The sequence below is a fragment of the Vibrio sp. 1731 genome, from assembly GCF_033339955.1.
GTDB lineage: Bacteria > Pseudomonadota > Gammaproteobacteria > Enterobacterales > Vibrionaceae > Vibrio > Vibrio alginolyticus.
Genome location: NZ_JAWOVO010000007.1, coordinates 189,823 through 214,619, shown reverse-complemented (window position 1 = coordinate 214,619; position 24,797 = coordinate 189,823). Strand labels below are relative to the sequence as shown.

Genomic DNA, 24,797 nt, shown 5'->3' with positions numbered 1-24,797 from the left:
ATAAACGGTAAGCATAATCAAGTCACTCGAATCACACAACGGCTGCAATCAAGAATAGTGAAGCCGAAGAGCAATTACACATAAATCAGGCATAGAGCATGGCACGCATCTTTCAACCGAAAAAGAAAACCCAACTCAATACTCGGCACCAAGCAGTGCAAGTAGAGCGTTTAGATCACCACGGCGCAGGCATTGCTTACCTCAAAAAGAAGCCATTGTTTATTGATGGAGCACTGCCGGGTGAGGAGGTGGTCACTCAATTGGTGGAAGAAAAGAGCAAGTTCGCTCGCGGTAAGTTGATTAAAATCCTTAAGCCGAGTGAAGCTCGTGTGGAGCCATTTTGCCCACATTATCATGAGTGCGGTGGCTGTGATTTGCAGCATCTAGATTATGACCAACAATTGACGTACAAACAGCAAACGTTGCGTCAGCTAATGCGAAAATTTTCAGGCAGTGACATTGAACTAGATGCCCCGTTATTGGGAGATTCGCAGGCCTACCGTCGCCGTGCGAGAGTGAGCTTGTTTGTTGATAAAAAAACACGTCAGCTACATTTTGGTTTCCGTAAAAAGCAGAGTAAGCAAATTGCGCAAGTGACCGATTGCCCAGTGCTAGCACCGGAACTGAATGTTTTGCTGCCAGAGATTTACTCAGCCCTAAAAGCGTTCAAAAAGCCTGAACAATTGGGTCATGTAGAGCTGGTACTTGGTGATAATGGACCGTGTATTACGCTGCGCCACTTGAGCGCTCTGACAACGAGTGAAACTCAATCTCTAACGGAGTTGGCAAAACGTCATGGCGCATCGTTGTACTTAATGCCATCGACAGAACAATTAGACCTTATCGAAGGCGATATGCCTTTTTATCAAGAAGTTGGAGTGAAAATCCCTTTTGCACCAAATAACTTTATTCAAGTAAACCAAGGTGTAAACCAACAAATGGTCAAACAAGCGGTTGAGTGGTTAGACCCACAAAAGAGTGACCGAGTGTTAGATTTGTTCTGTGGTTTAGGCAACTTTAGTTTACCAGTTGCGAAATTAGCTAAGTACGTGGTTGGAGTAGAGGGTGTTGCAGAGATGGTAGAAAAAGCCACAAACAATGCATCTTTGAACCAAATCAATAACGCGCAATTTTATCACGCTAACCTTGAGCAAGATTTTGAAGGCCAAGCCTGGGCCGCAGAGCGGTTTGATAAAGTATTATTAGACCCGGCACGCGCGGGAGCGAGTGGGATCATCGATCAAGTTTCTGAGCTTGGCGCACAGCGTGTAGTTTATGTTTCTTGTAATCCTGCTACCCTTGCTAGGGATAGTCAAAGCTTGATAGAGCAAGGCTATAAATTAACGAAATTAGGTATGCTGGACATGTTCCCTCATACCAGTCATCTAGAATCGATGGCATTGTTTGAAAAGTCCTAACTTTAGGACTTTGACCCCTTATTTGTGGTGGGTGGTCATAAAGCCAGCGTGTACGCGCGGTAAAAAGAACTAACCTGGACGGTGTTAGTCAAACCACACGAATATAATAATTAGGATGATGAGATGGTTGCGGTAAGAAGCGCGCATTTAAACCAAGATGAACAGTTTGAACTCGAAAACTGGGTGGCTAGCCTAGGACAAGAGAAAAACACAGCCTCACGCTTAATCGAAGTATATCGAGATTGCCAGACGGTATTAGCTGATAACGAGCAAGCGGAGCTGTTGTTGTGGCGTGGACGAGAAATGATCGAAATTTTAATCACCTTGTCTATGGATCAAGCCACTTTAGTGGCTGCTCAACTGTTTCCTTTGGTTTCAAGTGGTGCTTTTAACAGAGAAATTCTGGAAGAGAAATACAGCAAAGAAATCATAAAATTAATCGACGGCGTTGAAGAAATGGCTGCTATTGGCCAACTCAACGTCAACATGGAAGGCAGTGCAGCGTCATCTCAGGTAGATAACGTACGCCGTATGCTGCTTGCCATGGTGGATGACTTCCGCTGCGTAGTTATCAAGCTCGCGGAACGAATTTGTAATCTTATTGAAGTTAAAAAAGCGCCAGATGAAGTTCGACGTGCGGCGGCAAAAGAGTGTGCCAACATCTATGCGCCGCTAGCAAACCGATTAGGCATCGGTCAGCTGAAATGGGAAATTGAAGATTACGCTTTCCGCTACCAACAACCGGAAACTTACAAACAAATTGCCAAACAGCTTTCTGAGCGACGCATTGTTCGTGAACAGTACATCAAAGACTTTGTTGAAGACCTCACGCACGAAATGGAAGTGTCGGGCATCAATGCCGAAGTGAGTGGTCGACCTAAGCACATCTACAGCATTTGGCGAAAAATGCAGAAAAAGAGTTTGGCCTTTGATGAGCTGTTTGATGTGCGAGCAGTGCGTATCATCGCAGAAAAACTGCAAGATTGTTACGCGGCTTTAGGCGTAGTTCACACCAAATACAAGCACCTACCGAGCGAGTTTGATGACTACGTTGCTAACCCTAAACCAAACGGTTATCAATCGATCCATACAGTAATTCTAGGGCCAGAAGGCAAAACCATCGAGATCCAGATTCGTACCAAGCAAATGCATGAAGAGTCGGAACTGGGGGTTGCAGCGCACTGGAAATATAAAGAAGGGGCAAGCAGCCGAAGCGGTTATGATGAGAAAATCACGTGGCTGCGTAAGCTACTGGATTGGCAAGAAGAAATGTCTGACTCTGGCGAAATGCTCGATGAGCTGCGTAGCCAAGTCTTTGATGACCGTGTTTATGCCTTTACACCACGTGGTGATGTTGTCGATTTGCCAATGGGGGCAACGCCGCTAGATTTTGCCTATCACATTCACTCCGAAGTGGGACACCGTTGTATCGGTGCCAAAGTCGGAGGTCGTATTGTGCCGTTCACGCATAAATTACATATGGGTGACCAAGTCGAGATTATCACTCAGAAAGAACCTAACCCATCACGTGACTGGTTAAACCCATCATTAGGCTTCGTTCATTCTGGTCGTGCGCGTGCCAAAATTAACGCCTGGTTCCGAAAACAAAGCCGTGAGAAGAACCTCGAAGCAGGTCGTGAAATCCTTGAGCATGAGTTAGCCAAAATTGGCGCAACGTTAAAAGATGCAGAGCATTACGCCCTCAAGCGGTTTAACGTCAAAACACCAGATGAATTGTATGTTGGGGTAGGTAGCGGTGATTTGCGCATCAATCAAATCATTAACCATATCAACGCGTTAGTTAACAAGCCAACGGCAGAGGAAGAAGACCAGCAAGCACTGGAAAAACTGCAAGAAGCTGAGCATAAATCACCCGCGCAAAGCCGACCGAAAAAAGACGCAGTTGTAGTAGAAGGCGTCGATAACCTAATGACACATCTAGCACGTTGCTGTCAGCCAATTCCAGGTGACGATATCTCTGGTTACATAACGCAAGGTCGTGGGATTTCAGTACACCGTAGTGACTGTGAACAGTTAGAAGAACTGCGCCATCATGCGCCAGAGCGCATCATCGATACAGTCTGGGGCAGCGGCTTTGTGGGGTCATACATCCTCACCGTGCGTGTTGAAGCGATGGAGCGAGGTGGTCTACTCAAAGACATTACGACACTGTTCGCCAACGAAAAGATCAAAGTGACCAGTATGAAGAACCGAGTCGACTACAGACGTCAACTTGCCATCATGGACTTTGACCTAGAAGTCACCAATATTGAGGTGCTTTCGCGGGTTTCGAAGCGTGTGGAACAGATCAAGGATGTCATGACGGTGAAACGCCTCGGCTAAAACTCTCGTCATAGTTATCGTTGTAGCGTTGTTGACTGCACGCACTCGCTCCATCACATGGTGAACCATGCTCAGGAGTCTCGTTTGTTTGTCGCCTAGCTACAACTTCAACTATTTACAGAGTTACACTTGCGTCATATTTGGCTTTTTATCTGCGTTAGCTGCACTTATTCCGACGTGCCGGCTCAGGGGCATCACATAGTAGGCTATGCTCAGGAGTCGCGAAAACTTGTTGCCTTGTCAAAGTAACAATTACTTAGTGAAAGCTGCTGAGAAAATATAATGTAGAAGGTGAGTGGTTTTGGCTGCTCACCTTTTTCTTTAATAGAAAGGTTTAAAGGAACAAAAAATGAGTCATCCAATTGAACAATTAGAACAAATCATGGCGAAGTTGCGTGACCCAGAAAACGGTTGCCCTTGGGACTTAAAACAAACCTTTGACACCATCGTTCCGCATACAATAGAAGAAACCTACGAGGTGGTGGACGCGATTCAAAATCGAGATTGGCCCAATCTAAAAGAAGAGCTAGGGGATTTGTTGTTTCAGGTGATTTTTTACAGTCAGCTAGCGAAAGAGCAAGAGCTGTTCGACTTTTCGGATGTCGTCGAAACCGTGAACGAAAAACTGACTCGTCGCCACCCGCATGTTTTTTCAGATGTTGAGTTTGAATCTGACGAGGAAATTAACGCGAACTGGGAAGCGGAAAAAGCAAAAGAAAAAGCCCTAGTAGGCAAAGCGGAAGAAAGTATCCTAGACTCAATACCAAACTCTTTGCCGGCACTTTCTCGTGCTACAAAAATTCAGAAAAAATGTGCAAAATTTGGGTTTGATTGGGATTCACTTGGCCCGGTTGTCGATAAAGTACGAGAAGAAATTGACGAAGTCATGGAAGAGGCACTGCAAGTTCAGCCCGATGAAGAGAAAGTTGAGTTGGAGCTCGGTGATTTGCTATTTGCGACTGTCAATTTGGCTCGCCACCTTGATAAAAACCCAGAAGTCGCACTAGGAAAAGCAAACGTAAAGTTTGCGCGACGTTTGAAACAAGTTGAAGGCAAGGTCCAGCAGTCAGGCAAAGTACTTACAGATTGTTCTTTATCAGAACTTGACCATTTTTGGGATGAAGTAAAACAAGAAGAATCGAGGCAGAGGTAAACTGGCAGAATACATAATATAAGGTCAGCTTGTTTGGTTACACGAAAACGGACTTTGGTTTGTCTTTGCTCACTTTGATTTGAAGCAAAAAATAAAAAATTACGGTGTGATAGATTTCACGTTGTGGCGGTAAGGAGCTTCTGGTATATTTATCTCCCGTCCAGAAGCACTCCATTTCCCTCATTCAACCAATTTCAGGTTAAACATGACGACAAATTACATTTTTGTTACTGGCGGGGTTGTATCCTCTCTAGGTAAAGGTATTGCAGCAGCATCTCTTGCGGCTATTCTAGAAGCTCGTGGTCTTAAAGTGACTATGATGAAGCTTGACCCTTACATCAACGTTGACCCGGGCACAATGAGCCCTACTCAGCACGGTGAAGTGTTCGTTACAGAAGATGGCGCAGAGACTGACCTTGACCTTGGTCACTACGAGCGTTTCATCCGTACCAAGATGACCAAGCGTAACAACTTCACTGCAGGTCGTGTTTATGCCGACGTACTTCGTAAAGAACGTCGTGGTGACTACCTAGGCGCAACTATTCAAGTTATCCCTCATATCACTAACGCAATCAAAGATCGCGTTATTGCAGGTTCTGAAGGCCATGATGTGGCTATCGTTGAAGTTGGCGGTACTGTTGGTGATATCGAATCACTACCATTTATGGAAGCGATTCGTCAGCTAGCTGTTGAGCTAGGCCGTGAGCGCGCAATGTTCATGCACCTAACACTTGTTCCTTACCTAGCGGCAGCGGGCGAAGTGAAAACTAAGCCGACGCAACACTCTGTAAAAGAACTTCTATCTATCGGTATTCAGCCAGACATCCTAGTTTGCCGTAGCGATCGCGTTATTCCTGCGAATGAGCGTAAAAAAATCGCACTGTTCTGTAATGTTCCAGAAAAAGCAGTAATTTCAATGAAGGATGTAGACTCTATCTACAAGATCCCTCAGTTGATTAAATCTCAAGGGCTAGATGACCTTGTGTGTGCTCGCTTTGGTATTACTGCTCCTGAAGCAGACCTTTCTGAATGGGAACAGGTTATCTACGAAGAAGCAAATCCTACTGGTGAAGTAACCATCGGTATGGTTGGTAAATACATTGAATTACCAGATGCATACAAATCTGTGAACGAAGCGCTTAAACACGCTGGCTTGAAAAACCGCCTAAGCGTCACAATTAAGTATGTAGACTCACAAGATATCGAAACAAAAGGCGTTGAACTTCTAGAAGGTTTGGACGCAATCCTAGTACCAGGTGGCTTCGGCGATCGTGGTATTGAAGGCAAGATCCGTGCGGCTCAATATGCACGTGAAAATAACGTGCCTTACCTAGGTATTTGTTTGGGTATGCAAGTTGCACTAATCGAATACGCGCGTAACGTTGCGGGTATGGAAGGTGCACATTCAACAGAATTTAACAAAGAGACTAAGTACCCTGTGGTAGGTTTGATCACAGAGTGGGTAGACGAATCAGGTAGCGTAGAAGAGCGTACTGAAAAGTCTGACCTAGGCGGTACGATGCGTCTTGGTTCACAGCTGTGTCACCTAGAGAAAGGGACTAAAGCTCGTGAACTGTACGGTAGCGCGACGATCCATGAACGTCACCGTCACCGTTACGAAGTGAATAACGTGCTTCGTCCGCAAATCGAAAAAGCAGGCCTAAAAGTATCAGGTCTATCTGCGGACAAGAAGTTAGTGGAAATGATTGAGAACCCAGCTCACCCATGGTTTGTAGCGGCTCAGTTCCACCCAGAATTCACCTCGACTCCTCGCGATGGACATCCATTGTTTGCAGGTTTTGTTAAGGCTGCGGGCCAAAACGCACGCGGCGAATTCGAGAAGTAAAAGGATACGGGCGGCGGCGAAGGTTGTGCTGCTGCCCTTTAAGATTGACATTTATATTTGAAACGAGAGGAAACATTAATGTCTAAGATCGTTAAAGTTCTAGGTCGTGAAATCATCGACTCACGTGGTAACCCAACTGTAGAAGCTGAAGTACACCTAGAAGGCGGTTTCGTAGGTATGGCGGCAGCTCCATCTGGCGCATCTACTGGTTCTCGCGAAGCTCTTGAGCTACGTGACGGTGACAAAGCACGTTTCCTAGGTAAAGGTGTTCTTAAAGCAGTTGAAGCTGTAAACGGCCCAATCGCTGAAGCTCTAGTTGGCAAAGACGCTAAAGACCAAGCTGCAATCGACGCAGTAATGATCGAACTAGACGGCACTGAAAACAAATCTAAATTCGGTGCTAACGCTATCCTAGCTGTTTCTCTAGCAAACGCTAAAGCTGCTGCTGCTGCGAAAGGCATGCCTCTATACGAGCACATCGCTGAGCTAAACGGCACTGCAGGTCAGTTCTCTATGCCTCTACCAATGATGAACATCATCAACGGTGGTGAGCACGCAGACAACAACGTTGACATCCAAGAGTTCATGATCCAACCAGTTGGCGCTAAGACTCTTAAAGAAGGTCTACGTATCGGTGCAGAAGTATTCCACAACCTAGCTAAAGTTCTTAAGTCTAAAGGCTACAGCACTGCAGTTGGTGATGAAGGTGGTTTCGCTCCTAACCTTAAATCTAACGCTGAAGCTCTAGAAGTTATCGCAGAAGCTGTTGCAGCTGCTGGTTACGAACTAGGTAAAGACGTAACTCTAGCTATGGACTGTGCTGCATCTGAGTTCTTCGACAAAGAAGCTGGCATCTACAACATGAAAGGCGAAGGTAAAACTTTCACTTCTGAAGAGTTCAACCACTACCTAGCTGAGCTAGCTAACCAATTCCCAATCGTTTCTATCGAAGACGGTCTAGACGAGTCTGACTGGGATGGCTTCAAGCACCAAACTGAACTACTAGGTGACAAGCTTCAACTAGTAGGTGACGATCTATTCGTTACTAACACTAAGATCCTTGCTGAAGGTATCGAGAAAGGCGTAGCTAACTCTATCCTTATCAAGTTCAACCAAATCGGTTCTCTAACTGAGACTCTAGCTGCAATCAAGATGGCTAAAGACGCAGGTTACACAGCAGTAATCTCTCACCGTTCTGGCGAAACTGAAGATGCAACTATCGCTGACCTAGCGGTAGGTACAGCTGCAGGTCAAATCAAAACTGGTTCTATGAGCCGTTCTGACCGTGTTGCTAAGTACAACCAGCTAATCCGTATCGAGGAAGCTCTAGGTGAGCGCGCTCCTTTCAACGGTCTTAAAGAAGTTAAAGGTCAAGCTTAATTCTTAATTGAATTAACCGCTTAACTTAAAGCTTTTGAAAACGCCTCGCACTTGCGGGGCGTTTTTTATATGACGGAAGCGCTAAGTGAGCGCGCTCCTCCATGTTTCAAGGAAGCGGTCTTAAAGAAGTTAAAGGTCAAGCTTAATTCTTATTGAGTAAAGTTTCGCTAAATAGCTTTTTGAAACCCTCGCTACGGCGTTTTTTTGTATTTATAGATTTGTATTTTGGGGTCTTACTTTGGTCATGGGTAAGGTTCGCTTCCCATGAGCTTGTTTCATTTTGCTGCTTATTTCTTGTAAGGAGCGTGTGAGTCTCCCTTTCTCCCCTAGAGGCAACCTCGCATTTATGCTATATATGTCACCTTATCTAATTCCTTCCGGTACAGAATGTTAGCAGCGATATGCGAATCTTTGTTATAGCCCTTACGCTACTGTTTGGCTTGCTTCAATACACTCTATGGTTTGGTAAAAACGGAGTGTCTGACTACTACACAGTAAAAGATGAAATTGAAGTTCAGCAACAAGTGAACAGCAAGCTACAAGCTCGCAACAATGAAATGTTCGCTGAGATTGATGACTTAAGGCAAGGTCTTGATGCGATTGAAGAACGTGCGCGTCATGAGCTCGGTTTAGTTAAAGATGGCGAGACTTTTTACCGCATTATAGGTGAGGAAAACCATTAAAATGTTGGATATGAACTCATCGCATATCGCAATTGTGCCTGCTGCTGGTGTGGGTAGCAGAATGAAGGCAGATCGCCCTAAGCAATATTTATTGATCGAAGGTAAAGCGGTACTGGAACATACCGTAGAGAAACTGCTTTCCCACCCAAATATTTCTAAGGTTGTCGTTGCCATTACTGACGGCGACCCATATTACCCAGAATTGTCCATTGCTAAGCACCCAGATGTGATTCGTGTAGCTGGTGGTAAAGAAAGAGCAGACTCTGTGTTATCAGGGCTAAACTATGTCAATGAGCATCTGGAAAGCGAGTGGGTGTTAGTCCACGATGCTGCAAGGCCATGTGTATTAACATCCGACATTGACCGTTTGATTGATGTTTGCTGCGCTCACTCAACGGGTGGCATTCTCGCATCTCCTGTGAGAGATACAATGAAGCGAGCAAACGCAGTACAAGATATCGATCATACGGTAGATAGAGAAGCATTGTGGCATGCACTGACTCCACAAATGTTTAAAACTCAGCAGCTTACTCAAGCACTGGTTGACGCATTAGAACAGGGTGTAACTATTACTGATGAAGCCTCGGCTTTGGAGTGGTTAGGCGAGAAGCCAGCCTTAGTTCAAGGGAATGCGAACAATATAAAAATCACTCAGCCAGAAGACCTTGCGTTAGCCGAGTTTTATCTAAGCCGTGAGCGCGGCGAATAAAGAAAGGATAGAAAATGATTCGAATTGGTCATGGTTTCGATGTACATAAATTCGGTGGTGAAGGCCCAGTCATTATTGGTGGTGTAGCAATCCCTTATGAGCAAGGTTTGATTGCACACTCAGATGGCGATGTAGCGTTGCATGCGTTAACGGATGCTCTGCTGGGCGCGATTGCTGCCGGCGATATTGGTCGTCATTTCCCAGATACGGATGATAAATGGAAAGGCGCAAACAGTCGTGAATTACTGAAAGACGTTTACCGTCGAGTTAAAGAGCAAGGCTACCGTCTTGGCAATGCTGATGTAACCATCATGGCACAAGCGCCTAAAATGGCACCACACATTGACGCAATGTGTGCGGCGATAGCCGAAGACCTAGAAACCGACATTAGTAACATTAACGTAAAAGCGACGACGACAGAACGTCTCGGTTTTACTGGACGCAAAGAAGGCATTGCAACGGAAGCCGTTGTACTTCTGTTTAAGCAATAACTAGCAATTTGCTCCTCTAAGCTGTGATATCAGCGGAAACACATCATGTCAGACATTTTATCTTCATTGGCTTACCTAACGGGTAAGCCAGTTGCATCGGCAAAAATTAAAGCGCAGCCAGAGCATTTTCAGGTTCGCGAAGATTTAGGTTTTGCCTTTACGGGCGAAGGCGAGCACTTAATGGTTCGTATCCGTAAAACGGGCGAGAACACCAGCTTCGTTGCTAACGAGTTAGCAAAAGCCTGTGGTGTTAAGTCGAAAGACGTTAGCTGGGCGGGTCTTAAAGACCGTCATGCGGTGACGGAACAGTGGTTAAGTGTCCATTTACCAAAAGGTGAAACGCCAGATTTTTCAGCGTTTTTGGCTCAATACCCAAGTATCGAAATCCTTGCAACAGATCGTCACAATAAAAAACTGCGTCCTGGTGACCTAGTAGGGAACGAGTTCGTGGTTACTTTGTCTGAAGTGACAGATATAGCGGATGTAGAGCAACGTCTTGAAAAAGTGAAACAAGTTGGCGTGCCAAACTACTTTGGTAGTCAGCGTTTTGGTAACGATGGCAACAACCTTGAAGAAGCACGTCGATGGGGACGCGAAAACGTTCGTACCCGCAATCAAAACAAGCGAAGCATGTATTTATCAGCGGCTCGTTCGTGGATTTTCAACCGCATCGTTTCAGCTCGTCTAGAGAATTGTGTGTTTGATAAGTTCATTGATGGTGACATTGCACAGACGAATTCAGGCACTCAGTTGATTGATGCAAACAACATCACTGATTTGCAAGTGCAATTTGCACAAGGTGAAGCGGCAATTACCGCTGCGCTTGCTGGCGATAATGCACTGCCTACTCAAGCCGAGGCTCTGGCATTAGAGCAACCGTTTTTAGACGAAGAGCCTGACCTCATGGCGTTGATTCGTGGTAATCGCATGCGCCACGATCGTCGCGATATTGCGCTGAAGCCAAAAGATTTAGCTTGGACGGTTGAAGGTAACAACATTACGCTGACTTTCTCACTGGATGCGGGATCTTTTGCGACCTCTATTGTTCGTGAGTTAGTTAATGAGGTTGAAGTAGAAAGAGAATACTAATGGAACAGGATTCACGAAACCCGAAGCCCTTAAGAGTCTTAATCAGCAATGATGATGGTGTTCATGCTCAAGGGATTCATGCCCTCGCTGATGAGTTGAGAGATATCGCTGAAGTGACCATTGTCGCACCTGATCGAAATCGTTCAGGTGCTTCGAATTCACTCACATTAGAACAACCATTACGCGTGACTGAAATTGCCCCAAATATCTACTCAGTGCAAGGCACGCCCACGGATTGTGTGCATTTCGCGCTGAATGAGCTAATGAAAGATGATTTGCCTGATCTTGTTCTGTCAGGAATCAACCATGGCGCTAATTTGGGTGATGATGTTCTTTATTCTGGAACAGTAGCAGCAGCCATGGAAGGTCATTTCCTTGGCGTTCAGTCGGTGGCTTTTTCTCTAGTGGGTAAGCGACATTTCGAATCCGCCGCTAAAATTGCACGTCAAATTGTACAACAGCATTTAGCGTCGCCGATTCCAACGAATCGTCTACTGAACGTAAACGTGCCTGACTTACCATCAGAGAATTTAGGTGAAATTGAAGTTACGCGTTTAGGTGCACGTCATCACGCAGAGAATATGATCAAGCAGAAAGATCCGAGAGGCCATGACATTTATTGGTTAGGGCCACCAGGAAAGGAGCAAGATGCAGGAGAGGGCACGGACTTTTATGCAATTGAGCATGGCCGAGTTTCAATGACGCCTCTGCAAGTTGATCTCACCGCTCACGAGTCGCTGCGTGCTATGGATAGTTGGTTAAAGGAAGAGAAGTAATGAGTAACCCACATGCTGACAGGTTGATAGCGTTTCTTATCTCCAGTGGCATCAAAGACCAAAGAGTTCTGGATGCTATCCAACGCTTGCCACGAGAAAGCTTTGTTTCTCAAGCGATGATGCACCAAGCCTATGATAACAATGCGTTACCAATTGGTCAGGGACAAACTATTTCTCAGCCTTATATCGTTGCGCGTATGACCGAGTTGCTTGAGCTAGAGCCGGCGAGTCGTGTTCTGGAAATCGGAACGGGATCGGGTTATCAAACCGCGGTACTGGCGCAAATTGTTGATCATGTATACTCCGTTGAGCGAATTAAATCGTTGCAATGGGAAGCAAAGCGTCGCCTGAAGCAATTGGATATTTACAATGTTTCAACTAAGCATGCTGATGGGTGGCAGGGCTGGGAAGCGAGAGGTCCTTTCGATGCTATTATTGTTACCGCTGCCGCTGAAGTGATTCCCCAAGCTCTTCTCTCACAATTAAGAGATGGCGGCAAAATGGTCATTCCTGTTGGAGATACGGAACAACAGTTATTAAAAATAGAGCGTAAGGGAGACGAATATCTCTCTACCGTTGTAGAAATGGTTCGGTTCGTACCTCTGGTTGCGGGTGATTTAGCTTAAGGGTTAGGGATAGGTGAATAAGTTACTACGTCATATTGGTATTAGCTTTGTGTTTGCTGCAGGACTAGTTGGTTGTGCAGCGCATTCCCCTGCACCTGTCTCTAGCCTAAAAAAAGACTATTCAAGCCTTGAAAGAGGGAGTTACAGAGGGAGTTATTATGAGGTAAAAAAAGGCGATACACTTTACTTCATAGCTTATGTCACAGATAAAGATGTAAATGATCTTGTTCGTTACAATGAGTTAACTCAGCCTTACACTATCTACCCAGGACAGAGGCTAAAACTTTGGGCTCCGAAATATGTCGCCCCTAAATATGGTCAAAAAGTTGAACCCGTTGTGGCTCCTGTTGTTACGACACCCCCAGCTCCAGTGACGAAAACATCAACAGCCTCTAAACCTAAACCTTCGAGTAAAAACTCTAGTCAAAAACCTACAGAGACTAAGCCTAAAGTCGTACAAAAACAGCCTCCAAAGAAGGTTGAACAATCGAAAACAAAGGAGTATGTTGGTTCAAAAGATAACCAAAAAGTGAAGCAAAAAGCGCCAACTACCACAGCAAAGAGTGATAAAGTCTCAAAGTGGTTGTGGCCAACAAAAGGGAGAGTAATCAAGAACTTTTCGGCGGGAGAACAGGGAAATAAAGGTATCGACATCGCAGGACAGCGTGGTCAACCTATCGTTTCAACCGCAGCCGGCACAGTCGTTTATTCAGGCAATGCGCTACGAGGTTATGGCAACTTAATTATAGTAAAGCATAACGACAATTATTTAAGCGCATACGCACATAATGACAAACTGCTGGTCACAGAAGGACAAAGCGTAAAAAGCGGACAAAAAATCGCCACCATGGGTAGTTCAGGTGCAAAGTCGGTCAAACTACACTTTGAAATTCGCTATCAAGGTAAATCAGTGAATCCAAAACGCTATTTGCCTTAAAACTTTGAAAAACAACTTGCGACATCATTTAGCGACATATTGAGTTGTCATGTCTTGCTAACTCGCCAGGGGGAGGCGTTATGAGTATCAGCAACACAGTAACCAAAGTTGAAGAGTTTGCATTTGACAATGCGTCAGTGAAGACCATTGATAACGAACTCGAAAGATCATCATCCACAGAAAGCAAAGCGACTGCGCGTGAAGAATTTGACGCGAGCAGTAAAAGCTTAGATGCAACTCAGTTGTATTTGGGCGAAATTGGCTTCTCACCTTTACTTACTGCCGAAGAAGAAGTGCTTTACGCAAGACGCGCCCTACGTGGCGACGAAGCGGCACGCAAACGTATGATCGAAAGTAACCTACGTTTGGTTGTTAAGATTTCTCGTCGATACAGTAACCGTGGTCTAGCACTACTTGATCTGATTGAAGAAGGTAACCTCGGCTTGATCCGAGCGGTCGAAAAATTCGACCCAGAACGTGGTTTCCGTTTCTCTACTTACGCAACGTGGTGGATCCGACAAACGATAGAGCGAGCGTTGATGAACCAAACTCGCACGATCCGTCTACCTATCCATGTAGTGAAAGAGCTGAACATTTATCTGCGTACTGCGCGTGAACTTTCTCAAAAGCTCGATCACGAACCGACCGCAGAAGAAATTGCTGCTCAATTAGATATTCCAGTCGAAGACGTAAGCAAAATGTTACGCCTTAATGAGCGTATTAGCTCTGTCGACACGCCAATCGGTGGTGACGGTGAGAAAGCGCTGCTGGATATTATTCCTGATGCAAACAACTCTGATCCAGAAGTTTCGACTCAAGATGACGACATCAAATCATCGTTGATTCATTGGTTAGAAGAGTTGAATCCGAAACAGAAAGAAGTGCTTGCACGACGCTTCGGCCTACTAGGCTATGAGCCTTCGACGCTGGAAGAAGTTGGTCGAGAGATTGGTCTGACACGTGAGCGAGTACGTCAAATACAAGTGGAAGGTTTACGTCGTCTTCGTGAAGTCCTAATCAAACAAGGTTTGAATATGGAAAACTTGTTTAACGTAGAAGACGATTAAGTAATCCGTATTTCACTAAATACACAAAAGGCTATGGTTCCCCATAGCCTTTTTTCTTTTTTGCTCGTCGGTGTGAGTCTGTTTACAGCATCTTCTTCAAGCGATACAGCTCTTCAAGAGCTTGGCGTGGCGTTAAGTCGTCAGGATCAATACCTGACAGAGCTTGTTCGACCTCGCTAGGCTCTGGAATCAGGCTCAACTGGTTGGCCACATCTACTGCACTTGGACGCGGTGTGTCACTGTTTTGCCCCAGTTGCTCTAGCTGAGATAGCTTGTTACGCGCATTTTTGATGACCGTTTTTGGTACGCCAGCTAAGCCCGCAACAGCCAAGCCGTAAGACTTACTTGCCGCACCTTCTTGAACTGCGTGCATAAAGGCAATGCTGTCTCCATGTTCTACTGCATCCAAGTGAACGTTCGCTAAGCTTGGCAGTTGGTTCGGTAACTCTGTTAATTCGAAGTAGTGAGTTGCAAATAGGGTCATCGCACCAATTTGTGTTGCGAGCCATTCCGCACTTGCCCAAGCTAAAGACAGACCGTCGTAAGTACTAGTACCACGTCCGATTTCATCCATTAGCACCAAACTATTCTTAGTTGCGTTGTGAAGAATATTGGCTGTTTCGGTCATTTCTACCATGAAGGTCGAGCGGCCAGATGCAAGATCATCTGACGCACCAATACGAGTAAATATACGATCTAAAGAACCAATCTGTGCGGATTCTGCCGGTACATAAGAGCCGATATGTGCCATCAATGCAATCAGCGCAGTTTGACGCATGTAGGTTGATTTACCACCCATGTTTGGACCGGTGATGATCAACATCTTACGGGCTGGGTTAAGCTCAATTGGGTTCGCGATGAACGGCTCTGTTGTTACTTGTTCTACGACTGGATGACGACCAGCTTGAATGTGAATTCCTGCGTCTTTCACAAGCGTTGGGCGGCAGTAATCTAACGAATCTGCACGCTCTGCTAGGTTTTGTAATACATCCAGTTGAGACAGAGCAGAAGCTAGGTTTTGCAGCTTCTCAAGGTTTGGCATCAATAGATCAAACAGTTCTTCCCACAACTGTTTCTCAAGTGCTAACGCTTTAGATTTCGAGTTAAGTACTTTGTCTTCGTGTTCCTTAAGCTCTGGAATGATGTAGCGTTCAGCGTTTTTGAGTGTTTGACGACGTACATAATGCGGTGGAACCAAATGGCTCTGGCCACGGCTTACTTGGATAAAGAAGCCATGAACGTTGTTATAGCCTACTTTAAGCGTATCGATACCGTGTCGTTCACGCTCATCTCGCTCAAGCTGCTCAAGATATTCTGTTGCACCATCTGCCAATTTTCGCCATTCATCGAGCTCCGCATTGTAGCCTTCAGCGATGACGCCACCATCACGAATAACAACCGGCGGATTTTCTTTAATCGCGCGCTCTAACAGGTCACATACTTCGTCAATCGGAGCTGCATACTTCGCCAATTTCGTTAGGTACGGATGGGTCAAAGAAGCGGTGACAGATTCTAGCTCTGGTAGCTGTTGCATGGCATTGCGAAGTCTAGCCATATCGCGAGGGCGAGCAGAGCGTAATGCAAGGCGCGCTAAGATACGTTCAATATCACCAATTTGCTTTAACGTTGGTTGAAGATCGGCAAACAGAGCTTGTTCTTTAATCTCACCAATCGCATCAAGACGATTGTTTAACGTTTCAATGCAACGCATAGGCTGATGCAACCAACGCTTCAGCATTCGGCTGCCCATCGGAGTAGCACAATGGTCGAGTACTGCAGCGAGCGTGTTATCGGTTCCGCCTGCTAGATTTTGAGTAATTTCCAGATTACGTCGGGTAGCAGCATCAAGGATGACGGATTGATCCTGATGATCAAACGTTAAAGAGCGAATATGAGGTAAAGCCGTACGTTGAGTATCTTTTACGTACTGGATCAAACAACCAGCAGCACATAACCCTAAGGACGCATGTTCTACACCAAAACCAACCAGATCTTTTGTGCCAAATTGTTGATTGAGTTGTTGCTTAGCCGTATCAAGCTCAAACTCCCAGACTGGGCGACGACGGTTACCATTGCGGCTCGCCATTAAATGTACAGGTTCAAAATCTTCTGGGAACAGTAGCTCACGTGGTGCGGTACGTTGAAGCTCGGCTGTCATCGCTTCTTCAGTTTCTGGTTCTGTCAGTTGGAAGCGACCAGAGGTGACATCCAGCGTCGCATAACCGAACTTACCGTTGTGATGGTAAATTGCTGCGATTAAGTTATCGACACGCTCAGAAAGCAGCGCCTCATCCGTCACTGTACCTGGTGTCACGATACGCACAACTTTACGTTCTACTGGGCCCTTGCTGGTGGCCGGATCGCCAATCTGTTCACAGATCGCCACAGACTCACCAAGCTGAACAAGTTTTGCCAGGTAGCCCTCTACGGCGTGAAATGGCACACCCGCCATTGGGATAGGTTCACCTGCAGACGCACCACGTTTGGTCAATGAAATATCAAGAAGCTGAGAAGCTCGCTTGGCATCATCGTAAAAGAGTTCGTAGAAATCGCCCATGCGGTAGAACAGCAAAATCTCTGGGTTCTCAGCTTTTAGCTTGAGGTATTGCTGCATCATCGGAGTGTGTTTTTGTTCAGCTTTCACAGGTAAGTTCTTTTGTTTATTTCCGTAGCGGCTTAGGATACGTGAATCCCTATCAAGTAAAAAGAGACAAAGGGCATTTTGGCTATGGAAAAAACAACAAAATTGAGTGCCGATTTAGGCGCATTATTGGCTAAACACGGGCATCTTTTAACGACCGCAGAATCATGCACAGGTGGTGGTGTTGCAACCGCCATTACTGACATTGCTGGTAGTTCAGCGTGGCTTGACCGTGCGTTTGTCACCTACAGTAATGAAGCGAAAATGGAGATGCTTGGTGTGCAAGCTTCAACGTTAGAAGCGCATGGTGCAGTGAGTGAGCCAGTTGTGATTGAAATGGTACAGGGTGCAATTAAAAACTCCAATGCGACCATCGGTGTGTCCATCAGTGGTATTGCAGGGCCGGGTGGTGGCAGTGAAGAGAAACCAGTCGGTATGGTCTGCTTTGCTTTTGCTGATAACCAAAGTTGGCAGCAAGTAGAAACCATGCATTTTACTGGTGACCGTGCAGAAGTTCGCAAAAAAGCGGTCGAGCACGCGTTGACTCAATTGTATCAACATCTGCTCTAGAATTTCTTAACTTGTTTTAGCCCAGCATTGATAAGGGCTAGAGCAAATCATGACTTTAGGTCAGCCAAATTTTTTTCATACAGGTATGGACACTGTATGAATCAACAGTATAATAACTTTCATTGCTGAGCAGTTCTTCTGCTTAAGAAAAATGAATTACTATTCGTCGCCCAAAGAAGATGAATAAATCGGAGAAAGTAATGGACGAGAACAAACAGAAAGCGCTCGCCGCTGCGCTAGGTCAAATTGAAAAGCAATTCGGTAAAGGCTCTATCATGCGCCTTGGTGATAACCGCGCAATGGACGTAGAAACCATCTCAACGGGTTCTCTTTCTCTTGATATCGCTTTGGGTGCTGGTGGTCTACCAATGGGTCGTATCGTAGAAATCTACGGCCCAGAATCTTCAGGTAAAACAACATTAACCCTTGAGCTTATTGCTGCTGCGCAACGTGAAGGCAAAACTTGTGCGTTTATCGATGCAGAGCACGCTCTAGATCCTGTATACGCGAAGAAACTTGGCGTAGATATCGATGCATTGCTAGTTTCTCAGCCAGACACAGGTGAGCAAGCGCTAGAGATCTGTGACGCACTTGCACGTTCTGGTGCTATCGATGTTATGGTTGTCGACTCTGTTGCAGCGCTAACACCGAAAGCAGAAATCGAAGGCGAAATGGGCGATAGCCACATGGGTCTACAAGCACGTATGCTTTCTCAAGCAATGCGTAAGCTAACGGGTAACCTAAAGCAGTCTAACTGTATGTGTATCTTCATCAACCAAATCCGTATGAAGATTGGTGTGATGTTTGGTAACCCAGAAACAACAACAGGTGGTAACGCACTTAAGTTCTACGCTTCTGTTCGTCTAGATATCCGTCGTACTGGCGCAATCAAAGAAGGTGACGAAGTCGTAGGTAACGAAACGCGCATCAAAGTTGTTAAGAATAAGATTGCAGCACCATTTAAAGAAGCAAACACACAAATCATGTACGGCCAAGGCTTTAACCGCGAAGGTGAACTTGTCGATCTAGGTGTGAAGCACAAGTTAGTTGAAAAAGCCGGTGCTTGGTATAGCTACAATGGCGATAAGATTGGTCAAGGTAAAGCGAATGCGTGTAACTACCTGCGTGAGCATCCTGAAGTGGCTAAAACTATCGATACAAAACTGCGTGAAATGTTGCTAGCGCCAGCACTTGCGGAAGCGCCTGAAGCTGGTGAAGCGCCAGAGCAAGCTGAAGAGTTTTAATCTCTCATAGATTAATAAATGACAAAGCCCTGCAATGCGGGGCTTTGTTGTATCTATTGAAATCAAAAATCGAATTATCACAAAGGCCATTGAGAGCCTGTACAGCAAAAATACTTTTAGGATCATCATGTACCAAAAACGCCAGGCGCCAACATTATCGAGCAAAGAGGCAGCTATCCAATTGCTTAGCCGTCGCGATCATGGTCAGTATGAGCTTTACCAAAAATTATCGATGAAGGGCTATGAAGAATCAGACATCGACATCGCAATTAATTTTTGCCTAGACCATAACTATTTAGATGATTTACGTTACGCGAAGAGTCAAATTAGACAGCATGTATACAAAGGACATGGAGAGCGTCGAATTCTTCAAGAGTTAAACCAGAAGCGTGTTGCGGAATCGGTGATTGAGCAAGCTATGGCTGAAGAGCCGCAAGATTGGTTTGAACTGGCTAAACAGGCGGCAGAAAAGAAATTCAAAGGTATTAAAGCCAAAGACCAAAAAGAGTACGCAAAACAAGTTCGTTTTCTGCAATATCGTGGCTACAGTTTTGACCAAATCAGCTACGCGCTGAGCTTTGAGGACGAAGATTAACGGTCAGTCGTTCGCACTGATTTTTGTTTTGCTTCAAATTTTTTCTCCTACTCCCTCTTTTCCTCAAGAAAACTAGTCTCAGCTGTTTGCATGATCTACAATACGGCAAAATTCTAACTCGACTATTTTCAGGAAGAGCTGCATGTACATGAGCACTGATGAGGTTCGTAACGCGTTCCTCAAGTTCTTTGAGAGCAAAGGACACCAAATCGTAGAAAGTTCATCGTTAGTTCCACATAACGACCCAACCCTGCTGTTCACAAACGCAGGTATGAACCAATTTAAAGATTGTTTCTTAGGCTTAGAAAAACGAGCCTACACTCGAGCGACTACGGCTCAGCGTTGCGTACGTGCAGGTGGTAAACATAACGACCTAGAAAATGTTGGCTTCACTGCTCGTCACCACACATTCTTTGAAATGTTAGGCAACTTCAGCTTTGGCGATTACTTCAAAGAAGATGCGATCTCCTTTGCTTGGGAATTCCTAACCGAAGTTCTTAAACTGCCAGCGGATCGTTTATTGGTAACTGTTTACGAAACCGATGACGAAGCGTTTGACATCTGGAACAAGAAAGTTGGCGTGCCCGCTGATCGTATTGTTCGCATTGGTGATAAAGAAGGCGGCAAGCCGTATGAGTCTGATAACTTCTGGCAAATGGGCGACACTGGCCCTTGTGGTCCATGTACTGAAATCTTCTACGATCACGGTGAGCACATCTGGGGTGGCCGTCCTGGCACGCCTGAAGAAGATGGCGACCGTTTCATCGAGATCTGGAACAACGTATTCATGCAGTTCAACCGTCACGCAGACGGCACTATGGAACCGCTACCAAAACCATCGGTAGATACTGGTATGGGTATCGAGCGTATCTCTGCAATAATGCAGGGCGTTCACTCAAACTACGAAATCGATGTGTTCCAAGCTCTTATCAAAGCAGCAGCAGAAGTGATCGGTTACGAAGACCTATCAAACCAATCACTACGCGTTATCGCTGACCACATCCGTTCATGTTCATTCCTGATCGTGGATGGCGTTATGCCTTCAAACGAAGGTCGTGGTTACGTATTACGCCGTATCATCCGTCGCGCAGTTCGTCACGGTAACAAGCTGGGCGCACAAGGTGCATTCTTCCACAAGTTGGTTGGCGTACTGGCAGACATCATGGGTACGGCTGGTGAAGAGCTGAAGCGTCAACAAGCTGTGGTTGAAAAAGTACTGCGTATCGAAGAAGAAAACTTTGGTCGTACACTTGAGCGCGGTATGGCTATTCTAAACGAAGCACTAGATAACCTAGACGGTAAAGTACTGGACGGCGAAACCGTATTTAAACTTTACGATACTTACGGTTTCCCAGCTGACTTAACTAACGACGTAGCACGTGAGCGTGAATTCGCAATCGACGAAGAAGGTTTCGAGAAAGCGATGGAAGAGCAGCGTCAACGTGCGCGTGAAGCGGGTAACTTCGGTACTGACTATAACGCAGCAATCAAAGTTGATACGCAAACAGAATTCTGTGGTTACACAGGTACTAAAGGCTCTAGCTCTGTAGCTGCGATGTTCGTTGAAGGCAACGAAGTAGATTCACTATCTGCGGGCGACAAAGCAATCATCGTACTTGGTGAAACGCCATTCTACGCAGAGTCAGGCGGTCAGTGTGGTGACGCTGGTGAAATCCGTACTGAGTCTGGTGTATTCCACGTTGAGGACACTCAAAAACTAGGTAACGCAATCGCGCACCACGGTGTAATGGCAGAAGGCGTTCTAGCGAAAGGTGATGAAGTAGCAACTATCGTTGACGCAGAGCGTCGCGCAGCTATCTCTCTAAACCACTCAGCAACGCACTTGCTACACGCAGCACTACGCCAAGTTTTAGGTGAGCACGTAACGCAGAAAGGCTCATTGGTGAAGGCAGACAACCTACGTTTCGACTTCTCGCATCTAGAAGCCGTAACTGCAGCAGAACTGAAAGAAGTTGAGCGTCTAGTTAACGCGCAAATTCGTCACAACCACACGATTGAAACCAACGTGATGGACATTGAGTCAGCTAAGAAGAAAGGCGCAATGGCACTATTTGGCGAGAAGTACGATGACGAAGTACGCGTACTGTCTATGGGTGACTTCTCGACAGAGCTTTGCGGTGGTATTCACGCATCAAGCACAGGTGATATTGGCCTATTCAAAATCACTTCAGAAAGCGGCATTGCTGCAGGTATTCGACGTATTGAGGCGGTAACAGGCGAGGCTGCATTAGACGCGATTGAAGCTCAAAACGCGAAGTATGAAGAGAAACTGGCAGAATCTGCACAGAAAGCAAAAGCGCTAGAGAAAGAAGTGCAGAAGCTAAAAGATAAGATGGCGGCAGCAGAAAGCGCTAACATCATGGGCAAAGCGGTTGAAGTCAATGGTACAAAAGTTCTAGTCGCAGCTCTTGAAGGCGCTGACAGCAAGAACCTACGTACTATGGTTGATGACATCAAGAACCAAATGGGGTCTGGTGTCGTACTGCTTGCCAACGTAACAGGTGACAAGGTTGGTCTGATTGCTGGTGTGACTAAAGATCTAACTGGTAAAGTAAAAGCTGGTGATCTAGTTAAGATGATTGCTGAGCAAGTCGGTGGTAAGGGCGGTGGTCGTCCTGACATGGCTCAAGCTGGTGGTACTGATGTAGCCGCACTACCAGAGGCAATTAAAACAGTTCAGCCTTGGTTAGAAGAGCGCTTATAAGCTTTTAACTACTAAAATTACGCTCAATCAAGTTTCTTTGATTGAGCGTAATTTTTTTTAGCAGCCAAGTGGTTTAATTGACCAAAAGTTAACCGAGTCATTTAGGCTATTTGGTTTTTGTTGTAACTACTGCTTATATAATTTTTCTAAAAGGAAATACTGACGATGTAAGCAGTTCTAAAGAGACTTCGGTCTTGGGAAGGTGAAGACTGGTGAAAAAGCCCCTTATCGTGCAAAAGTTTGGCGGAACCTCAGTGGGTTCAATTGAAAGAATCCACCAAGTTGCTGAACACATCATTAAGGCGAAAAATGATGGCAATCAAGTTGTTGTTGTCGTGTCTGCAATGTCAGGCGAAACAAACAGACTGATGGACCTCGCTAAACAGATAGATAGCGTACCTACAGCTCGAGAACTTGATGTTTTGCTCTCTGCTGGTGAGCAAGTGTCAATGGCACTGTTAGCAATGACACTCAATAAATTGGGTCATGCTGCACGCTCGCTTACCGGAGCACAGGCGAATATTGTGACGGATAATCAACACAATGACGCAACGATTAAACACATTGATACTAAGACAATTCTGGGATTGCTTGAGCAAGACCAAATCGTGATTGTTGCAGGCTTTCAAGGTGTGAATGAGAACGGGGATATCACCACATTAGGTCGAGGTGGCTCAGATACGAGCGCAGTGGCACTGGCAGGCGCATTGCGCGCGGATGAGTGTCAAATCTTTACCGACGTTGATGGTATTTATACTTGTGACCCACGTGTAGTGAAAAACGCGCGAAAATTGGCGGTTATCGATTTTCCTTCCATGGAAGCGATGGCAAGCCGAGGCGCGAAAGTATTACATTTACCTTCAGTGCAATTTGCATGGAAGAATAATGTGCCACTGCGCGTGATTTCGACATTTGATGTTAATGAAGGCAGTCTGGTAAAGGGGGAGTTAGGCAATCAAGCCGTCGCTGGTATAGCCATTCAACGTGACCTTGCCATAATCGAAGTCGATAAAGAACATTTATCTAGTGCTACAAAACAATGTCAGATGTTGGGTATCGACATTTGGAATGTGATCGAGGAAACAGAACGGGCAGGTATCATGATAAAACAAGATGCATGTGCCAAGTTCGATCTGGTGTTCAGCGACAAAATCCGTAATAGTGAAGTGGTAAGCCTGTTGACCGCAGTGGGGCTTGAGGCCAATGGAATGGTAGAGCACGCATGCGATTTGTTGGCAAAGCGAGATATTGAGATCAATTTCAGCGCAACGAATGCACTCACTATGATGCTAGTTTTAGCACCCGAATGTGTGGATACAGCAGCAAATATTCTGCATGATGCTTACATTACGTCTAGTGAAGCATTAAACATTCAACAAAAACATGCCTTTTTAGGCTGATTTTCGCTAACAAGGTAGTTTACGAAAATATAACTTTTGTTGGATAATAGCTTTGTAGCAAGAAAATTTAGAGATTACTCAAGGAGCAAAGAATGCTAATTTTGACTCGCCGCGTAGGCGAAACACTGATGATTGGTGATGAAGTGACTGTAACTGTACTAGGTGTTAAAGGTAACCAAGTGCGTATCGGCGTTAACGCTCCGAAAGAGGTTTCAGTTCACCGTGAAGAAATCTACATGCGCATTCAAGCTGAAAAAGGCAATGGCAACGTTGCTTCAGGTAACTACTAAGTCGCTCCTGTTTACAGAGCTTAGTTTGAATGAAAAAGGCTAACCGAAGGGTTGGCCTTTTTAGTTTTTACTGTTTTTGAAAATTTGCAGAAACTATTGTGTTGAGTATGGCTGTGAATTCATCAATAATGTTGAATCGAACTTCAGAAAGTTATTTGAAAATAAATGTCTTTTTTTCAGAGAAGACTCTCTTTTTTTCATCATAATAGAGTGATAAAGTTCGTTTAATAGTCACTTTGATTAAATCAGCAACGGTTAAGCCAGTTTAGTAGATTTTTTCAAAGAAAGTGTTTGACATATTTTCGGTAAAACGTAATATGTGCCTCCGCAAGACGGTGAGGTGGCCGAGAGGCTGAAGGCGCTCCCCTGCTAAGGGAGTATACGGTTTATCCCGTATCGAGGGTTCGAATCCCTCCTTCACCGCCATTCTTGCAACGTTGATTTATCAACAAAAAGTGCGTCCTTAGCTCAGCTGGATAGAGTACCTGGCTACGAACCAGGCGGTCGGAGGTTCGAATCCTCCAGGACGCGCCATATCTCTTTTGAGATATAACAATGAAAACGGTGAGGTGGCCGAGAGGCTGAAGGCGCTCCCCTGCTAAGGGAGTATACGGTTTATCCCGTATCGAGGGTTCGAATCCCTCCTTCACCGCCATTCATTGACTGGCCCGATGGCCTTTTTTTTGTTTCGTAAGAAATGAATGTGATTTACTTCACAACTTCTTAGCAAGAAGATCTGCGCGTCCTTAGCTCAGCTGGATAGAGTACCTGGCTACGAACCAGGCGGTCGGAGGTTCGAATCCTCCAGGACGCG

20 protein-coding genes and 4 tRNA genes are annotated in these 24,797 nt (G+C 45.4%); 23 read left to right on the top strand and 1 reads right to left on the bottom strand.

What is annotated here, in order from left to right:
* Window positions 1–98: 98 nt before the first annotated feature.
* The 13 genes from rlmD (at window position 99) to rpoS (ending at window position 14,518) form a co-directional block, all read left to right on the top strand.
* Window positions 99–1,418 (top strand): 23S rRNA (uracil(1939)-C(5))-methyltransferase RlmD, encoded by a 1,320-nt coding sequence (gene rlmD / locus R7035_RS10660; RefSeq protein ID WP_213961249.1) that lies wholly within the window; start codon window positions 99–101, stop codon window positions 1,416–1,418.
* A gap of 123 nt (window positions 1,419–1,541) precedes the next feature.
* Window positions 1,542–3,761, top strand: a complete 2,220-nt coding sequence (gene relA / locus R7035_RS10655; RefSeq protein ID WP_262602803.1) for a GTP diphosphokinase — start codon at window positions 1,542–1,544, stop codon at window positions 3,759–3,761.
* 349 nt (window positions 3,762–4,110) lie between these two features.
* Window positions 4,111–4,914 (top strand): nucleoside triphosphate pyrophosphohydrolase, encoded by an 804-nt coding sequence (mazG, locus tag R7035_RS10650; protein WP_318146126.1) that lies wholly within the window; start codon window positions 4,111–4,113, stop codon window positions 4,912–4,914.
* Window positions 4,915–5,119: 205 nt separating this feature from the next.
* The gene (locus R7035_RS10645) at window positions 5,120–6,760 is read left to right on the top strand and encodes a CTP synthase (RefSeq protein WP_021034029.1); all 1,641 of its coding nucleotides are present in this window, start codon (window positions 5,120–5,122) and stop codon (window positions 6,758–6,760) included.
* Between the two features lie 78 nt (window positions 6,761–6,838).
* Window positions 6,839–8,140 (top strand): phosphopyruvate hydratase, encoded by a 1,302-nt coding sequence (gene eno, locus R7035_RS10640; RefSeq protein WP_005383785.1) that lies wholly within the window; start codon window positions 6,839–6,841, stop codon window positions 8,138–8,140.
* 401 nt (window positions 8,141–8,541) lie between these two features.
* The gene (ftsB, locus tag R7035_RS10635) at window positions 8,542–8,823 is read left to right on the top strand and encodes a cell division protein FtsB (RefSeq protein ID WP_005380907.1); all 282 of its coding nucleotides are present in this window, start codon (window positions 8,542–8,544) and stop codon (window positions 8,821–8,823) included.
* Window position 8,824: 1 nt separating this feature from the next.
* On the top strand, window positions 8,825–9,532 hold the full coding sequence (ispD, locus tag R7035_RS10630) for a 2-C-methyl-D-erythritol 4-phosphate cytidylyltransferase (protein ID WP_318146125.1): 708 nt from the start codon (window positions 8,825–8,827) through the stop codon (window positions 9,530–9,532).
* A 14-nt stretch (window positions 9,533–9,546) separates the two neighbouring features.
* Entirely contained in the window at window positions 9,547–10,023 is a 477-nt protein-coding gene (gene ispF / locus R7035_RS10625; RefSeq protein WP_005380896.1) for a 2-C-methyl-D-erythritol 2,4-cyclodiphosphate synthase, read from the top strand.
* Window positions 10,024–10,068: 45 nt separating this feature from the next.
* A complete protein-coding gene (truD, locus tag R7035_RS10620) occupies window positions 10,069–11,112 on the top strand; it encodes a tRNA pseudouridine(13) synthase TruD (protein ID WP_017821624.1) in 1,044 nt (347 codons plus the stop codon).
* Window positions 11,112–11,888, top strand: a complete 777-nt coding sequence (gene surE / locus R7035_RS10615; protein ID WP_005380894.1) for a 5'/3'-nucleotidase SurE — start codon at window positions 11,112–11,114, stop codon at window positions 11,886–11,888. Before truD ends, surE begins: the two co-directional genes overlap by 1 nt.
* On the top strand, window positions 11,888–12,514 hold the full coding sequence (locus tag R7035_RS10610; protein ID WP_005380892.1) for a protein-L-isoaspartate(D-aspartate) O-methyltransferase: 627 nt from the start codon (window positions 11,888–11,890) through the stop codon (window positions 12,512–12,514). Before surE ends, R7035_RS10610 begins: the two co-directional genes overlap by 1 nt.
* A gap of 13 nt (window positions 12,515–12,527) precedes the next feature.
* Window positions 12,528–13,451, top strand: coding sequence for a peptidoglycan DD-metalloendopeptidase family protein (locus R7035_RS10605; RefSeq protein WP_017633546.1), 924 nt, complete (start codon window positions 12,528–12,530; stop codon window positions 13,449–13,451).
* An 80-nt stretch (window positions 13,452–13,531) separates the two neighbouring features.
* Entirely contained in the window at window positions 13,532–14,518 is a 987-nt protein-coding gene (gene rpoS / locus R7035_RS10600) for an RNA polymerase sigma factor RpoS (protein WP_005380887.1), read from the top strand.
* 82 nt (window positions 14,519–14,600) lie between these two features.
* On the opposite strand, the gene mutS is transcribed toward rpoS, so the two are convergent.
* Window positions 14,601–17,162 carry a DNA mismatch repair protein MutS gene (mutS, locus tag R7035_RS10595; protein ID WP_017633545.1) on the bottom strand — a complete coding sequence of 854 codons (2,562 nt, stop codon included), beginning with the start codon at window positions 17,160–17,162 and terminating at the stop codon, window positions 14,601–14,603.
* A gap of 84 nt (window positions 17,163–17,246) precedes the next feature.
* Here mutS and pncC point away from each other — a divergent pair, with 84 nt between their 5' ends.
* The 10 genes from pncC to R7035_RS10545 all read left to right on the top strand — a co-directional run bounded on the left by pncC (window position 17,247) and on the right by R7035_RS10545 (window position 24,797).
* The gene (pncC, locus tag R7035_RS10590; protein ID WP_017633544.1) at window positions 17,247–17,729 is read left to right on the top strand and encodes a nicotinamide-nucleotide amidase; all 483 of its coding nucleotides are present in this window, start codon (window positions 17,247–17,249) and stop codon (window positions 17,727–17,729) included.
* Window positions 17,730–17,929: 200 nt separating this feature from the next.
* Window positions 17,930–18,973: a recombinase RecA gene (gene recA, locus R7035_RS10585; RefSeq protein WP_005380874.1), complete on the top strand. Its 1,044-nt coding sequence runs from the start codon at window positions 17,930–17,932 to the stop codon at window positions 18,971–18,973.
* A 127-nt stretch (window positions 18,974–19,100) separates the two neighbouring features.
* On the top strand, window positions 19,101–19,568 hold the full coding sequence (recX, locus tag R7035_RS10580; protein WP_318146124.1) for a recombination regulator RecX: 468 nt from the start codon (window positions 19,101–19,103) through the stop codon (window positions 19,566–19,568).
* Between the two features lie 142 nt (window positions 19,569–19,710).
* Window positions 19,711–22,293, top strand: coding sequence for an alanine--tRNA ligase (gene alaS, locus R7035_RS10575; RefSeq protein ID WP_318146123.1), 2,583 nt, complete (start codon window positions 19,711–19,713; stop codon window positions 22,291–22,293).
* Window positions 22,294–22,505: 212 nt separating this feature from the next.
* Complete coding sequence (locus R7035_RS10570) at window positions 22,506–23,693, top strand: aspartate kinase (protein ID WP_318146122.1); 1,188 nt, start codon at window positions 22,506–22,508, stop codon at window positions 23,691–23,693.
* Between the two features lie 92 nt (window positions 23,694–23,785).
* Entirely contained in the window at window positions 23,786–23,983 is a 198-nt protein-coding gene (csrA, locus tag R7035_RS10565; RefSeq protein WP_004415691.1) for a carbon storage regulator CsrA, read from the top strand.
* Between the two features lie 334 nt (window positions 23,984–24,317).
* Window positions 24,318–24,409, top strand: a tRNA-Ser gene (locus R7035_RS10560).
* Window positions 24,410–24,440: 31 nt separating this feature from the next.
* Window positions 24,441–24,517: transfer RNA gene (locus tag R7035_RS10555), tRNA-Arg, on the top strand.
* 29 nt (window positions 24,518–24,546) lie between these two features.
* Window positions 24,547–24,638, top strand: a tRNA-Ser gene (locus R7035_RS10550).
* Window positions 24,639–24,723: 85 nt separating this feature from the next.
* A tRNA-Arg gene (locus R7035_RS10545) sits at window positions 24,724–24,797 on the top strand.